This is a genomic window from Paenibacillus sp. UNC217MF, assembly GCF_000686865.1.
GTDB lineage: Bacteria > Bacillota > Bacilli > Paenibacillales > Paenibacillaceae > Paenibacillus_B > Paenibacillus_B suaedae.
On sequence record NZ_KK366027.1, the window covers coordinates 714,765 to 729,840 of the forward strand.

A 15,076-nucleotide genomic window follows, 5' to 3' on the forward strand; every position below is an offset into this window, starting at 1 on the left:
TTTGTAGTTGAAAATCTACGACACAAACATTAGTCCTTGACCTTGGATTTCCTCCCATTTAGTAAAGATGTCTTGAACCAATGTTTGTGTCGTTCTACAATCATCCTGTAATGCGGTAAAACGGAGGGCGGATCGCCTTCTTCCGAAATGAAGGAACTTTTGCTTGTTCGGAATCCTATCTCATGAAATCTTGAAGACTGATTTTTTGGACAATCTCATACCCATTCCCCGGCCCTTTGGGCTTAATCACAACAGACCCCATATAAGGGATCTCACCGACAGCAACACCGACAGGAAAAGCGTGACCGATGATTACTTTGTTCGTTCCAGACGGGGGTACTACCTCGAACATTTTCTCTACCTGCGTCACAATGCTTTGTTTCTCTACAGCTGAAATTGTGCTATCGCTAAGCTTAGCCATAGCCGCCAAAGAAGGATCGACAGCCACATTGCCTGAACCAAAGGCAAGTTCTGCCGATTCTCGGGTTCGGCAATATGGACTCGCAACAACTGGATATTGAACAGGAACATTGAGTTTGCGCATAGACTCCCCAAGCATTTTAGCCTGCTCTCTTCCGGTATCACTCAGATTGCGCTGCGTCGAGCAATCATGAAAATCCACGGCCGGTCGATCCTGCCCAACCGTAGCTTCGCCATGCCTCATATACAAAATATATCCGCCTTTTTGTAAGGCGTGCACCACAGAGTCTAATTCATTTTCAGGCATATTCATTCGCACAATACTTCCGCTTTGGAAACCCGACATGAACATCAGAATAGCCATATATATTGGCAGGAGTACATACTTTTTCATTCTCATATTGTTGGACACCCTCTCATGCACGTATGTACTCCTATGATTCGTTACATTCAGCTATTTATGCCTAGATTGATCCAAATGCTTCTTTCTGTGGAGCCACAACCGATATTCCTCATCTAGTACCGTATACTTCTTATCTCCTGGTTTACATAGTGATAGCTCGGCTAAAATGTGGGATAACTTATGTTCTACCATTAACCGATCATACACCTCATCTGAGGAGGCCATCTGATCCGAACCTTGTCCATCATCGCCAACTTGCACTGCCTGACTTAATGAGCGTTGTGACAGTGTCACTTTGCCGTCATGAAAAACCAGCCATTTTTGACATACTCGTTCGAGAAAATACCGATCATGGGAAGCGATCAGCATCGTTCCAGAATACGAGGTTAACGTTTCCTCCAGTTGCGTCCTGCTCTGTAAATCCAAATGGTTCGTTGGTTCGTCCAAAACAAGCACGTCTGAACGATTGACGATCAAGTTCGCGATTTTGAGACGCATCCGTTCTCCTAGGCTCAGCTGCTTCATCGGCTTCATCAACATTTCTGCCTCTATCCCCATCTGAGCGAGTACCGTTCGGACTTCGGCAAGACTATCAGAGTCGTACCCGTACCATTCCAATGCGCATTGCTCCACATCCATATCGTCCAGCTCCTGAGATAAGTAGGCGGGCTTGATGCTTGGACTTAGCCAGATCTCTCCACGATCAGGTTGAAGCTGCCCTATTAACATCCGGATAAGTGTTGATTTGCCGCACCCATTTGGCCCTAGAAGTCCGATTCTATCTCCACGCTGAACGGTAAATGAACTATCCTGGAACAGCAGCTTATTCCCTGCAGATTTATGAATCCGATTGGCTTCCAACATTCGTCTCCCCCGTTTGTCGGGATGATCAAATTCAAAATAAATCTGCTGCTCCTTTCGCGGCTTCTGAATTCCTTCACATTCGATTCGACGAAGCCTTTTTATCCTCGATTTCACCTGTCGATCCATTTTCTTAGCCTTGGTACGATAGAACTCCTTGATCCCAGTGCGCATCTCTGCCATTTTACCAACTTTGCCTGCTTCTCGGTGCGCCTTGGAAGACCACTGTTCCAAGCGGTTGATTTCAACTTCTATTTTTGCTTTATACTTTTGCTCCGTCTCATATTGATGCAGCTGATTCTGATATCTTCGAGCTTTTTCATCGCGATACGCGCTGTAGTTCCCCATGTATTCATGAGCAACCCCATCCTCTAGCTCAATAGTGCGCTGAACCGTCCGGTCGAGAAAATATCGATCATGCGAGATGACAAGCATCGAACCATCGTATGAATTCAGTTCTCGAATCAACCATTCCACACCATCCAAGTCTAGATGGTTCGTAGGCTCATCTAAAAGTAATAAATGAGGGCGAGTTGACCAGATATGAGCTAGCGCCAACTTCGTGCGCTCCCCTCCGCTCAGATGACGAGCTCTCTCCATTTCCCACGACTGCACCTGTCTTACGCCCATCATGCTTGTTGCAGTCATGAATGAGGAAGCCCCATCCTTCTCCAGCATGCACACCGACATCTCACTGAACATTTGAACTGAATACGAAGTCGATTTCTTTAAATATCCAATGTCAATCGAATCTCCGAAACAAGTGATCACACCTGTGTCCGGCTTTACTGTTCCATATAGTAACTGGGCGAGTGTCGTTTTGCCTGCACCATTGCATCCGACCAGTCCAATGCGATCCCCCTTGGCAATATCGAGCTGAACATTTCGTAGCACCTGTAAATCTCCAAAGGCTTTCGCTAAATTTCTGCAGCTTAACAACAACGTCATACGTTTACCTCCTTTATCCGCGCAACTAAGCGCAACAAAAAAACTCACCGGCCTCTGCCGATGAGTCACGATTAGATTGTGCGATAAAGAAACCCTAACGTAAACAAATAGCATACCCTCCATAAGCACTCTGTAGCTTACGCATAGGTACAAGTCGCGGCAAAACAAAACAGGAGCAAGCTAATTCAGCCTGCACTGCTTCCTCTGTCCGAACTATTACGATAAGGAGTATCTGTAAATAGGCACACGTGTTTTCTAACCGTTCCACCATTGCGGCAGAGCACTGGATCGTTGTTATCCAATTCCATAACGAGTCCAATTAGTTAGTCCACATGTCCTTAAATAGATACCTCCTCTTACATATTCGTTTCTAGCCTATCACATTAAACTAAAAAAGTATACAAATATTGAACATTACTTCATATAAAAAATTTGCGGGTAGCAAATTGTTGGTTAAATCATGAACTCAATATAACATCACCTAACAAAAAACAAGAGAGCAGATGCCCTCTTGTTTCAAATAGTTTACTGAAATGAGTTTGATAAATGCAATTTTTATTAAATCATTAACTAATTTGTTTGTACGTTCTTCATTACTCTCCGCTCTACAATTGCAAGCCGTGTGAACAGCGCAACAGCGCCTGCTGCTAGACCGCTAATCAGTCCGATCCAATAGCCATACGCTTGCAGATCCGTCCAGTTCGCCAGTACATAGCCTAACGGTAGACCAACAATCCAATATGAGGCGAATGCGATCATGAACACGGCATTCACATCTTTATAGCCGCGAAGCGTTCCTTGCACTGGTGCCGCAACTGCATCAGACAGCTGGAAGAATATCGCGTACATCAGGAACGTCGATGTAATCTCACGCACACCCGCTTCCTTCGTGTACATGCCTGCCACTTCATTATGGAACAAGAACAGAAATACCGCACATAGCGCGGATAAGCCCACCGCTGTAAATATACCAAGTCTCGCATAGGTCTTCGCATCCTTGAATCGCTTAGCGCCTACCTCGAATCCAACGAGAATCGTTAATGACATCGCGATGCTCATCGGAAGCATGTATAATAATGAAGCAAAATTGAGAGCCGATTGATGTGCTGCAATTGTTGCCGTGTCATATTCACTCATGAATATGGTTACCATGGAGAAAATACTTACTTCAAAGAAAATCGATAAGCCGATCGGCATCCCGATGCGAAGAATCTCTTTCCAATGGGTAAGCGATATCCCCTTCCAAGAACGAAACATGCCCATTTCCCGCATGCGATCGTTACGACGCAAAAATGCAAATGCAATGCATGTAATAATGAAATACGTAATTGCCGTTGCTATTCCAGCCCCTGCCCCACCGAACTGAGGAAGTCCCATTTTTCCAAAAATAAACAAGTAATTCAATAGCACATTAATTGGGAAGGACAGCAGGGTAATGATCATCGTAACCCGAGTTAAGCCAAGTCCATCAATGCTGGCGCGCATTACGGTATAAAGGAAGGATGGAATGACTCCGAATCCGATTGCAGTCAAATATTCTCTTGCCACCCGGTGAACATCCGCATCCAGCTTCATAAAAGTTAGAATCGGATCAACCGCAAATATACCGATCCCAATGACAGCAGCTCCGAAGATGACCGCTAAATATGCTGCCTGGGTCACACTTGGAGCAATTAACTGCTTGCGTTCTGCTCCCATATGCTGCGCCACAATTGGCGTCACCGCAAGAAAAATCCCGCTTATACCTGTATATACAGGCACCCAAATACTCGTAGCGATCGCTACACCTGCCAGGTCAGAAGTTCGGTAGTTGCCTGACATGACCGTATCAAAGAATGTCATCAGCTGCATCGCCACTTGCGTAACGAATATGGGCAATAAAATATGTAGCATTTGAATCAATTTTTGCTTTAATGAGTAAGTCTGTTTCATGTCTTCTTATCTCCTTGTATGCACAACTTTAACCATTGTAGCATCTCTCCCCATTGGTTTGAACAACTATTTGACCATTGACTCCTTTACGCGGGATCACTCGTTCATTACAATAGAAGGAGTATGGAAGGAGGTCTCTGCCCAATATGACGATTCAGAAGACGAGAGACCGTGCTGTGCTTCAGCACAAGCTGCCGTCCCTGCCCTGGTACGTGCAACAATTCATTGAATATAAAATGCCCGATTTATCTCCATCCTCCTTGTTGGAATATGTGCGGGACTACGAAATATTTCTGGGCTGGCTCGTGTCCGAGCGATTAACCGATGCGCATGATCAGAAGGATGTTACCTTATTAGATTTGGAATCGCTTCGCATGGAGCATATCACTTCGTTTCGCATTTATTTGACGACATACAAAGAAACAACCAATGCTCGTGTGACTGTGTCCCGCAAGCTGTCATCCCTGCGCTCCTTATTCCATTACTTGAGCCAAATTGCGGAGGATGAGAACTTCTACCCGCTATTGAAGCGCAATGTAATGGCCAAGATCGAAATCAAACGCGTGCATAAACCAAAAGACAGCGCCTCTAAGCTGAAGGGTAAGCTGCTTGAAGATAATGAAATTAACGGGTTCATTCATTATGTGCGGGATGGTTATGCCCAAGATGTAGCCAATAACAAACAAGCTGCATATGCGCATGCGCAGAATGCAGTTCGGGACGCTGCCATTGTCAGCCTAATCCTGAATTCCGGGTTGCGGGTTAGCGAAGTTGTGAATCTCAACATGGATGATGTCGATATGAACAACAAGCTCGTCTATGTATACCGCAAGGGTCATAATGATGAGACGTTCAAGACTCCAGTTTATTACCGTGACAGCGCAAGACAGGACTTGGCCGAATACTTGGAGGCTAGATCAACTCGGTATGCAGCGCCTAAAAAGGAAAAAGCCTTCTTCCTCGCGATCAAGAATGGCGAGAAGGAAGGAAACCGCATGACGAAGCGTGCTATTCAGCAGATGATTATTAAATATGCAAAGAGATACGGCAAGCCTGCTCTAACTGTACATAAGCTTCGGCACTCATTCGCCACAGATTATTATTTGCAAAATGACATCTACAAAACAAAGGAACAGTTAGGCCACGCTTCGACAGAGACAACGGAGATCTATGCACACCTGACAGATAAGACGATGTCTGAAGCTATTGAGCGGCGGCAGGACGAGGAAGAGTAATCTCTTCTAATTTCCCCTGGAAGAATATCAGGAGGATTGGATGGAAAATCCATTGTGTACCAACTATAATGAAATAGTATCAAATAAGAACCGCTCTTCTATCCTAGAAGAGCGGTTCTTATTTGCCTTCTGCTATCGCTTTCGGCGGAATATACTTCCCGAACCGGAACGAGTCTTCGGCGGTTTCGATTTTTTTACTTTCGGTGGATTATAACTTCCCCCGCTACCCCCTCGTGATATGGAGCCGCGATTGCTATTATCCTTCGGCTGCCTTGAGAAGAACCCGCCCCCCGTATTCTTCGACGTATCTGTCGAGGAGCCTCTGCGGAAGATGGATCCCTTGCGATCCACTGTCATTGGAGGAGCCTTCTTCTTATCCTCCACCGTAGGCTTTTGGTATGATTTCGTCGGCTCGTATGTACGACGCTCATTATAACCCCGGTACTTCCCATACCCGCTTAATGAATCGAACAGTGTATCGAGAAGCTTGTATTGCAGGTACATCTCCAAGAAGCTTCGATCATAATTCTGCCTTACGTATTCCTGTGAAGCCACTTCAATAATCGAATCTTCTGGTTTGTCCTTGTCGCGCTGCACCTGTATGAGCTCATTATCATAGACGAGAAACATTCGCTCATCGCTCTGTTCAGAAGTCTGCTTCGGCTTGCGTTTATCCGCAATCTCCTTGGCCACTTCAGGCACGGTCGTATTCTCAGCGCGATAAATATAGGAAGTGCTCTTACCATCACGACTAACAGACTCCAGCGGATACGTTTCCGCTACATCATACTGTCCACAAGCCGTTAGCAACGGAATCAGTAAGCTGAAAATGACAAGCCATTTGATTGAATCCAATCCGAATTTTCGCATAGGCGCCTCTTAAGAACCGCGCAGAATACGTACGTCGGCGGATATGACGGAATCTCCTTCATACAACTGGAATCGTCCATCCTGCCATTCAATGCGAAGCAGCTTACGATCATCGGCTTGATAATGCCACACGTACTGCTCCCCAGATACGCCAAATGGCGTTTGTCCTGTACACACGACTCTGCCGTTATATTGGTCTTCCATGTAATACCACTTACCATCTAGTTCAATTTCTGTAGGAACTTCCTCTACATCATCCAGACGTCCGTCAATAGAATCGTACAGACTATAATAGGCCTGCTCTCTTTGCTCAACGAATAAATATTTAATGTGTGATCCGTCTCTCAGTGTCAGCCATGCAGAATTGCGCATACGCCAATCTGTACGGCCAATAACTTCATAACTGACGAGTGAGATTTCACAAATATCCCCGGGGCCAAGAGTTGAGGGCGTTTTCTCTGGTTGAGGTGCTTCCGGCTTCGCCATAATATTTTTAATGCGTTTCCATAAGCTCATTAGTTCTGCCTCCTTCCTGTTGAATCCCTTGTTATATGCAGGCTGCAATAATTAACGCGCCAACCACATGCAGCGAACCAGCCACGAGTGCATACGACATATTGCCTTGCTTCGTTCCCTCTTCCAGGTTCATGTTGAATACAGTACGGAACAACAAGCGGATTAGCAATTCTAGAATAAGCAATATGACAAATGAGAAGAGAGACATCAACAATGCCTCGCCTAAGCTGTAAGCGACACGAATAGAACTAGATAAAATATAGCCTTGCGAGAACAGCTTCATAATAAAGCGAGTCGTTACCGCTACATTGCCTTGTCTCATTTCATGGACATCCTTATAACCTGTAAACAAGGAGTCTACAATCATGAGAATGAATAAGAGCACCGCTCCTATCGCTGTCCACACCGCAATACGCGGCACATTCTCCAGCAGGACTGACCAGTTTTCTAATCCGAAACTCAATTCGAATCCTCCCCCATTGCCCTTTGGACGAAAGCCTGCTTACTCAGCAGTTTGTCCAGAATCGGCAATCTCGTGTAAAAGTGTGTTCTCTTCATTTTATTTCATTAACGAGCCCATATACATGTACAAGAATAAAGAAAGACGCTTGTAACACAGATAACAAGCGTCTTCTGTATCCGATTATTCGGCAGATTTGTCGTACTTCTTCATCAGAGCTGCCAATTCATCCTCGACACCTTTATCCTTCGTCAAGCTCGCGAACTCATCATCGAGCGACTTGCCTCCCGCTCCACGGATTTCGTTGCTTGCTTCTGCTTGAGCTTCCATTTGAAGCATTTTATCTTCCATACGCTTCAAGCCTGACATCGCAGTATCGGAGCTGAATCCCGCCATTGCTTTGTTGATTTCCGTTTGCGCCTTCGCAGCGTTGAAACGAGCGACCAACGTTTCGCGTTTGTTCTTCATATCTGTGTACTGCTTGCGCATTTCTTCCAGCTTCGCGCGAAGAGCGTCTGCTGAAGCTTTGTTCTGATCATAGCTCGCTTTGTACTCGTTCATTTTCGCTTCTGCTGCCTTCTTCTCTTCCAGAGCGCGGCGTGCCAATTCAATATTGTCGGCCTGTACTGCAATTGCTGCTTGCTCAGCACGCTTATTCACAAGTGCTTCTTGCTCTTCATAGGACTGCTTGAAGCGCTTCTCGATCGCGATCTGCTGGGCTACTGCACGTTCTGCTTCTTCCAAATCTTCTTGCATGTCACGTAAGTATTGATCTGTCATCTTAATTGGATCTTCCGCCTTCTCGATCAAGGCATAAATATTAGACATCGTTAAATCACGCAAACGTTTAAATACGGACATTGTATTGTTTCCTCCTTTGTGTGCATAACCATTGAAACAAAATACCCATCAGCTCAATATTATGTTTCATTACACATTCATACGAATCAGTTCCGAAGTTGTTTCAAAAAAACAAAAAAATCATATCTCTATTGTATACGGAAATGTGGAAAATTGTATACTCCTCTCGCTGCTTAAAGAAATCTTCATTCCATTCATACTTTCTTTACATAATGACTCGTAGGTAGCCATAAAAAAAGAAGAAGATCAGGATTGCCCAATCTTCTTCTCCGTATTCTAACCATTGTGATTATTTAATCAAGGGTGGACAGCATAAGCAAAAATTGTGACCACGCATGATCAACAACTGCATCAATATGTGCCAAACTTAGATTATCATAATGTATCCCTGCACATACGGTAACCGTAGCCTGAAGCTGACTCGCCGCTTGCTTAGCCATTGGCTCTGTAAGTACATATTCTTTATGCCCAGGAACTCTATTCGTCTGCACAACCCATTCGTGCTCATCCGTACTCGGATCCCTATATGCGGTAGATACCGCCCCAATATGCTCGTCTCCCCCGGCAATGATGAACAGGTAGTCTCGCCCAATTTTGCGATATTGAATGGTTATGTCTGCACCCGGTCGTTGCTCCTGCATGTATTCAGAGCCCCCCTTTAATGAAATACATTTGTCCAGAAGGCCTTACTTAATAATGCCGCGAATCTCATCCAGACTTTGAATGTTCTCCATTTCCATGAAGCTTAGAAGACCAGCAAGCAACTCTTCGCCAGCACGCAAGTTCATGAAGTTGTATGTGCCTACTTGAACCACCTCAGCCCCGGCCATAATAAATTCAATAATATCCGAAGCGGAGGCGATGCCGCCCATGCCCATGACGGGGATAGATACATGCTGGGACACCTGATGAACCATGCGCAGCGCTATTGGCTTAATAGCCGGCCCAGACAAGCCCGCGTACGTATTGGAAAAAACACTGCGCCGCTGATAAATATCAATCTTCATTCCCGAGAACGTATTTACTAAAGAGACACAATCTGCTCCCTCGTCTTCACACATCACGGCCATTTCTACAATATTCTCAGCATTCGGCGATAGTTTCACAGCAAGCGGCAGTGAAGTGACTTGCCGTACTTCGCGAATGACCTCACGAGCAACGTCTGTTTTCACACCAAAGGCAATACCGCCTTCCTTCACATTCGGGCATGAAATGTTCAATTCTATCATATCAACAGCCCGAACACGTGCTTTGCGCCGCTCTTCTGCATCCTTCGTTATCTTCAAGGCCCCGAGGACGTATTCTTCTATATTACTGCCGCCAAGATTGGCAATCTTCACGGGCTCAATCGTTTCCCAGAATTCCATTTCCTCTTCCAAAAATGCATCGATACCAGGATTCTCAAGCCCAACACTATTCATCATGCCGCCTGGTGTCTCCCACACCCGGGTTCCGTTATTCCCTAGACGTGGATGTAGGGTGAGTCCTTTGCAGGAGATGCCCCCCAGCTTGTTAATATCATATAATTTGGCATATTCTTGCCCAAAGCCAAACGTTCCCGATGCCATCACGATCGGATTGTTGAACGGAATGCCGGCTACATTACAAGCTAAGTTCCGCATGCCATTCCACCTCCTCCGCCAAAAATACAGGTCCATCCGCACATACTTTGCGGTTGCCGTTTTTATTCTTTACTGAGCATACATAACAAGCCCCGATTCCGCAGGCCATACGTTTTTCAAAAGATACATACACCTTCGTATCCAAGCCTTCTGCTTGCAAGGCAACTGCCTTCATCATTCCCAATGGACCACACACCAGCACATTATCGTATTTACTTAAGTCCACGTCATCTAGGAGGTTGCCGTTTACACGGACAACCAACTCATTCGCGTAAGGTTCGTATGCTTCCGTTAAATAGGATTGCCCTCGAAAGCCAAGATAGATATCCGGTTTATCCAACTGCTTCGCCGTATATAATAAGGGTGCAATGCCAATACCGCCTCCGATAAGTGCAGTTCGTCCCTCCACTTGCGGGAAGCCATTGCCGAATGGCCCCTCTAGCTGGATACGGTCTCCATCACGCAGCTGTGCAATTAAACGCGTACCCTCTCCTGCAATCTTGTACAGGAACTGGATGCTATCCTTCTCCAAATTGCAGATGCTAATTGGACGAGACAGAATAGGTGCCGTATTCCAGGCCCGCAGCATAAAGAATTGACCCATGCTTGCTTGAAATTGACCCTCCACCGTCATGAGGTAAATGCCTTCAGAGATGCGTTCGTTGGAAAGAATCGTATACACAAGTATGCTCCTTTTTTCACGAGTAAGGACAGTCTGCATCCTTCTCACGTTTATTGAGATGTGCAGATTCCTGCTCGTAAGAAAAGCCCACATTCACAACCTTATGGATTGCTGCCTATATGGCCTATGCATAAGCTTTTCTCACCTTTACACTTCTACTATGCATGTTCTGGTTGACATCCCACTGTGACCCATGTCACATTAGCGTATGAATTATGACAATGGTTTCGCAAATTTTCAGAATATTAGCAAGAAGTTACAAGTGAACATCCTAACAATTATAGTCGATGAGATTATTTCCCTACCGTACTAGGTAAGTGGAAGGGCATATTTCTACCACCCCAAGGACATAACAAGAACATTGAACTGTTTATGGAATGGGGGAATGGCGCTATGCAACATTGTCGAATCTGCTTATCTGTATTATCCCTTTGTTTGCTCTGTATTACTGGCTGCTTCCATCGTTCGCAGGAAGCAACGCCTCCCATACCCAATCTTCCACCAAGCAAGCCAAATCAGTCAGAATCGATCCATTCATCAGCAGACAGTCTGTGGAGACAAGATCGCACTCATCCAGTACCACGTATCTTCAAGGCAGACTCTGTAAACATGCATTCCCCACATGCTAAGGGGAAGCAAGAGAATGCAGCTTCATCGGATCATCTTGAGATGCCTAAATTCACCATATCAGCTGAGCATAAAGAGCGTGATAATCAGAAAAGTCAGAAGAGACTGGAGTCGCAGCAGGCAGAGTCAGAATCTAGCCAGCAGAAGCAGCGTTCTTCCTCTTCGAATGAACGCCAGCACAAGTGGCAGAAATCAACCCCGTCGCAATCTGCGGCGCAAGCTTCACAATCATCCCGCTCCAGCATGCATAAGATGAAGAAACAGCATCTCACGATTGCGGAACTACGGTTGAAATACCCACATATCTTTAAATTGAATGCGAAGCAGCGTCATGGAGAACGACAAGTTGCGCTCACCTTCGATGACGCACCGGATAACCGCATTACGCCGCTTGTATTGGATATATTGAAGGAGCACAATATCCGAGCCACTTTCTTTCTTGTTGGCTCTCGTGCCAAGGCTTATCCAGGACTCGTCGAGCGGATGGTGCGCGAGGGGCATGTGATCGGTAATCATTCGTACAATCATCCGTTGCTGACAAAGCTGACGCTTCCAGCTTTTGAACACCAGGTGAAGGATACTGAACGCATTATCGAGCAGTCTACCGGATATAAGCCTCGATACTTCCGTCCGCCATATGGAGAAATCAACGAAGAGCAATTGCGCTGGGCAGGAGATAATGGATACATGGTCGTCAATTGGGATGTAGATACAAACGATTGGCGTGGATTAACCGCTTCACGTATTTTGCAAAATGTGATGCGTGGGGTACGCCCAGGTTCCATCGTATTGCAGCATGCCAGCGGAAGCACACAAAATGGGTATCTGCATGGAACCGTGAAAGCACTCCCATCAATTATTCAGCAGTTAAGGGAGCGGAAATATGAATTCGTCACCCTGCCTGATCTACTCCAAGATCAGAAGGAAAAGAAGGAATAAGAAAACAAGCCCCGCCATAATGGCGAGGCTTGTTGTTCAATTGCTATTGTAAGTATTCATCTACATCTATATATAATAGTAGATATTATTTCAACACATATACTTTAACGTCTTGCACGCCGAATGTGTTGCCTGTCTTCTTGCTTACCGGTACAAATATGTCAACCTTTTTCCCCTTGATTGCACCGCCTGTATCCGTAGCTACAGCAACCATACCGCCTGTCGGTAAGTGTTTGAAATCATATCCCGTAATATACAATTTCGTACCAAGCGGAATCACTTTTGGATCGACCGCAACTGTACCTAGTTTCAATGCATTACCCAATGCATCTACTGCGCCCCATTTGCCATTTTCACTCGGATGAGCTGTGTAGGCTGTTGCACGCATGCTTATCGTTTTCTTGTATGTCGCTGTACGTCCAGAGGACAATTGAACTACATTTTTAGGAGCAGCTTGTTGTACTGCTGCTTTCTGATTATTCGAAGCCGTTTTGACTGCCTGTTCGTCATTTTTTGCTACACCCAAAGCATTATTGACTGGCATCCCTTCCAATACCGACTTTTGAACAACAGGGCTTGGAAGTTCGATGGAGAGTCCACCATACAGATTTTTCGGATTAATTGTCGGGTTTGCCGACAATACGGATTCAACACTCATGTTGTAATTCTTAGCAATTGAATAGAACGTTTCTCCTTCTTTTACCGTATAGGGCTCAGCCTGTGCCGGCAAAATTTGAAGAATGGACGCAAGTCCAAGTAAAGCTGCTGTAATCGTTAGTGTAATTCTTTTACGCATATGTTTTGTTTTCCTCCTGTGCATTAGCCTGCGGGGTTAGTTGTCGGATTCGGGTCAAGGAGTTCCCCTACGCCATTCCAAGTTGCGGAATAAGCGATTCACCCCAAGGTGTTCTCGTAATATCGAACACCGGTCAATAATCCCCCGTACGGGTGTGTCGTTTCGGCTCGGATTGCATCATATCACAATTTTGTAACCTGTGCGCAGGAATATGATGGTAACTCTCTGGAACCCGCGCCCCCCAATGGATTGAAGCTTCAAATTTTTTTTATTTCATAACAAATTTGTAATCAGAGATGACATTTTTGTAATCTTTCTGTTTCCATCATAGCACATATTTCAGATTTGTAAACGAAAACGCTTACATAATTCAGCAAACAACAATAGGCACCCCCTAAGGATGCCTATTCGAACACCTATATATTTACAATACCTCTTTACAATACTCTGCTTAGAAAATCCTGCGTTCTAGCATGCTTAGGATGGTTAAATAATTGGTCTGGAGAACCTTCCTCCACAATATTGCCGCCATCCATAAACAAAATACGATCGCCCACTTCACGTGCGAAGTTCATCTCATGAGTTACGATTACCATCGTCATTCCCTCTCCGGCGAGTGATTTCATGACCTCAAGCACTTCGCCGACCATCTCTGGATCAAGCGCTGATGTCGGCTCATCGAACAGCATCACATGCGGCTGCATAGCAAGTGCTCGCGCAATCGCGATACGCTGCTTCTGTCCACCGGACAATTGTCTAGGGAATGCCTTGGCCTTATCCGCCAAGCCAACCTTACCAAGCAGCTCCATTGCTAGTTTATTTGCTTCAGCTTCTGGCACATGTCTCACCTTTATTGGAGCAAGGGTAATATTTTGCAGCACGGTCATATGGGGAAATAGGTTGAACGATTGGAATACCATCCCCATTTTTTCACGTGTTTTGTTAATGTTGTGCGACTTGTCAGTGATGCACTGATCCTCGAATCGGATATCCCCTTGTGTCGGAGTTTCCAGCAAATTAATGCAACGAAGGAGAGTACTCTTTCCGGATCCGCTAGGGCCTATGACTACAACCACTTCACCACGATCAATAGAGACATTTACCCCTTTTAAAATCTCCAATTTATCATACGATTTATGCAAATTTTGAATTTTAATCATGCTCGCTCAACTTCCTTTCCAAACGTGCCACCACTTTCGATAAAGTGAAGGTTAGAATGAGATAGATACACGCTGCTCCAATCAGTGGTCCCATCGCTGAATAAATTTTGGCACGAACGATATTTGTCTCAAACATCAAGTCTGCAATCCCGATGGTGCTGACAATTGAAGTCTCCTTAATAATCGTAATAAATTCGTTGCCGATCGCCGGAATAACATTGCGGAACGCTTGTGGAAGTACGATCAAGCGCATTCCCATTGGTTTTGACATTCCGAGAGAACGAGCTGCTTCCAATTGACCGTGGTCGATCGATTGTATGCCGGCACGGAAGATTTCAGCCAAATACGCACCACTATTTAAGGATAGAGCAATCGCTCCAGATGTTAGTGCACTGAATTCTACGCCATACTCTGCAAGTCCATAATGAATAATGAATAATTGTACAAGCAGAGGTGTCCCACGGAACACCTCGATATAGGTGACAGCAAACCATTTAAGCGGCTTTATTTTAGACATTCTCATCAAGACAATGGCCACTCCCAATAGTAATCCGAACAGAACGGATATCGCGGATAGCAGCACGGTTATGCCAGCACCGGATACAAATCCTAATTTATACGTCCATAACATGTCGAACCAATCGAACATGACAAACTTCCCCTTCCCTATCTATCACGACTGTTAATCTGCATTTCTTCTATATAAAGAGAAAAAGCTCCTCACTGGTTGAATTCCCACGAGGA

Annotated in this window: 15 protein-coding genes and 1 riboswitch; of the genes, 2 read left to right on the plus strand and 13 right to left on the minus strand. The window is 45.2% G+C overall.

Annotated elements, in window-relative coordinates; all coding sequences use genetic code 11:
- Nucleotides 1-175: 175 nt before the first annotated feature.
- The 3 genes from BP95_RS0119180 to BP95_RS0119190 form a co-directional block, all read right to left on the minus strand.
- Nucleotides 176-820 (minus strand): histidine phosphatase family protein, encoded by a 645-nt coding sequence (locus BP95_RS0119180; RefSeq protein ID WP_021253853.1) that lies wholly within the window; start codon nucleotides 818-820, stop codon nucleotides 176-178.
- A 54-nt stretch (nucleotides 821-874) separates the two neighbouring features.
- Nucleotides 875-2,632, minus strand: coding sequence for a ribosomal protection-like ABC-F family protein (abc-f, locus tag BP95_RS0119185; RefSeq protein WP_021253854.1), 1,758 nt, complete (start codon nucleotides 2,630-2,632; stop codon nucleotides 875-877).
- Nucleotides 2,633-3,202: 570 nt separating this feature from the next.
- On the minus strand, nucleotides 3,203-4,564 hold the full coding sequence (locus tag BP95_RS0119190) for an MATE family efflux transporter (RefSeq protein WP_021253855.1): 1,362 nt from the start codon (nucleotides 4,562-4,564) through the stop codon (nucleotides 3,203-3,205).
- Between the two features lie 146 nt (nucleotides 4,565-4,710).
- On the opposite strand from BP95_RS0119190, the gene xerS reads away from it, so the two are divergent.
- Complete coding sequence (gene xerS / locus BP95_RS0119195; RefSeq protein ID WP_021253856.1) at nucleotides 4,711-5,799, plus strand: tyrosine recombinase XerS; 1,089 nt, start codon at nucleotides 4,711-4,713, stop codon at nucleotides 5,797-5,799.
- A gap of 132 nt (nucleotides 5,800-5,931) precedes the next feature.
- Here the strand turns inward: xerS and BP95_RS0119200 are convergent, their stop codons facing one another.
- The 7 genes from BP95_RS0119200 to BP95_RS0119230 all read right to left on the minus strand — a co-directional run bounded on the left by BP95_RS0119200 (nucleotide 5,932) and on the right by BP95_RS0119230 (nucleotide 10,810).
- Complete coding sequence (locus BP95_RS0119200) at nucleotides 5,932-6,669, minus strand: DUF4247 domain-containing protein (protein ID WP_021253857.1); 738 nt, start codon at nucleotides 6,667-6,669, stop codon at nucleotides 5,932-5,934.
- 9 nt (nucleotides 6,670-6,678) lie between these two features.
- Nucleotides 6,679-7,185 carry a DUF4178 domain-containing protein gene (locus tag BP95_RS0119205; protein ID WP_021253858.1) on the minus strand — a complete coding sequence of 169 codons (507 nt, stop codon included), beginning with the start codon at nucleotides 7,183-7,185 and terminating at the stop codon, nucleotides 6,679-6,681.
- Between the two features lie 31 nt (nucleotides 7,186-7,216).
- Nucleotides 7,217-7,648 carry a DUF350 domain-containing protein gene (locus BP95_RS0119210; protein WP_021253859.1) on the minus strand — a complete coding sequence of 144 codons (432 nt, stop codon included), beginning with the start codon at nucleotides 7,646-7,648 and terminating at the stop codon, nucleotides 7,217-7,219.
- Between the two features lie 180 nt (nucleotides 7,649-7,828).
- On the minus strand, nucleotides 7,829-8,506 hold the full coding sequence (locus BP95_RS0119215; protein ID WP_021253860.1) for a PspA/IM30 family protein: 678 nt from the start codon (nucleotides 8,504-8,506) through the stop codon (nucleotides 7,829-7,831).
- A 293-nt stretch (nucleotides 8,507-8,799) separates the two neighbouring features.
- Nucleotides 8,800-9,147, minus strand: a complete 348-nt coding sequence (locus BP95_RS0119220) for a prenylated flavin chaperone LpdD (protein WP_021253861.1) — start codon at nucleotides 9,145-9,147, stop codon at nucleotides 8,800-8,802.
- Nucleotides 9,148-9,192: 45 nt separating this feature from the next.
- Entirely contained in the window at nucleotides 9,193-10,128 is a 936-nt protein-coding gene (locus BP95_RS0119225) for a dihydroorotate dehydrogenase (RefSeq protein WP_021253862.1), read from the minus strand.
- Complete coding sequence (locus tag BP95_RS0119230; protein ID WP_021253863.1) at nucleotides 10,109-10,810, minus strand: dihydroorotate dehydrogenase electron transfer subunit; 702 nt, start codon at nucleotides 10,808-10,810, stop codon at nucleotides 10,109-10,111. The genes BP95_RS0119225 and BP95_RS0119230 overlap by 20 nt, the downstream gene beginning before the upstream one ends.
- Nucleotides 10,811-11,203: 393 nt before the next feature.
- On the opposite strand from BP95_RS0119230, the gene BP95_RS32685 reads away from it, so the two are divergent.
- Entirely contained in the window at nucleotides 11,204-12,376 is a 1,173-nt protein-coding gene (locus BP95_RS32685) for a polysaccharide deacetylase family protein (RefSeq protein ID WP_081676915.1), read from the plus strand.
- Between the two features lie 85 nt (nucleotides 12,377-12,461).
- On the opposite strand, the gene BP95_RS0119240 is transcribed toward BP95_RS32685, so the two are convergent.
- The 3 genes from BP95_RS0119240 to BP95_RS0119250 all read right to left on the minus strand — a co-directional run bounded on the left by BP95_RS0119240 (nucleotide 12,462) and on the right by BP95_RS0119250 (nucleotide 14,981).
- A complete protein-coding gene (locus BP95_RS0119240) occupies nucleotides 12,462-13,172 on the minus strand; it encodes a 3D domain-containing protein (protein WP_021253865.1) in 711 nt (236 codons plus the stop codon).
- 9 nt (nucleotides 13,173-13,181) lie between these two features.
- Nucleotides 13,182-13,350: riboswitch (cyclic di-AMP (ydaO/yuaA leader) on the minus strand.
- Between the two features lie 259 nt (nucleotides 13,351-13,609).
- The gene (locus BP95_RS0119245; protein ID WP_021253866.1) at nucleotides 13,610-14,332 is read right to left on the minus strand and encodes an amino acid ABC transporter ATP-binding protein; all 723 of its coding nucleotides are present in this window, start codon (nucleotides 14,330-14,332) and stop codon (nucleotides 13,610-13,612) included.
- Entirely contained in the window at nucleotides 14,325-14,981 is a 657-nt protein-coding gene (locus BP95_RS0119250; RefSeq protein WP_021253867.1) for an amino acid ABC transporter permease, read from the minus strand. Before BP95_RS0119250 ends, BP95_RS0119245 begins: the two co-directional genes overlap by 8 nt.
- Nucleotides 14,982-15,076 lie beyond the last annotated feature (95 nt).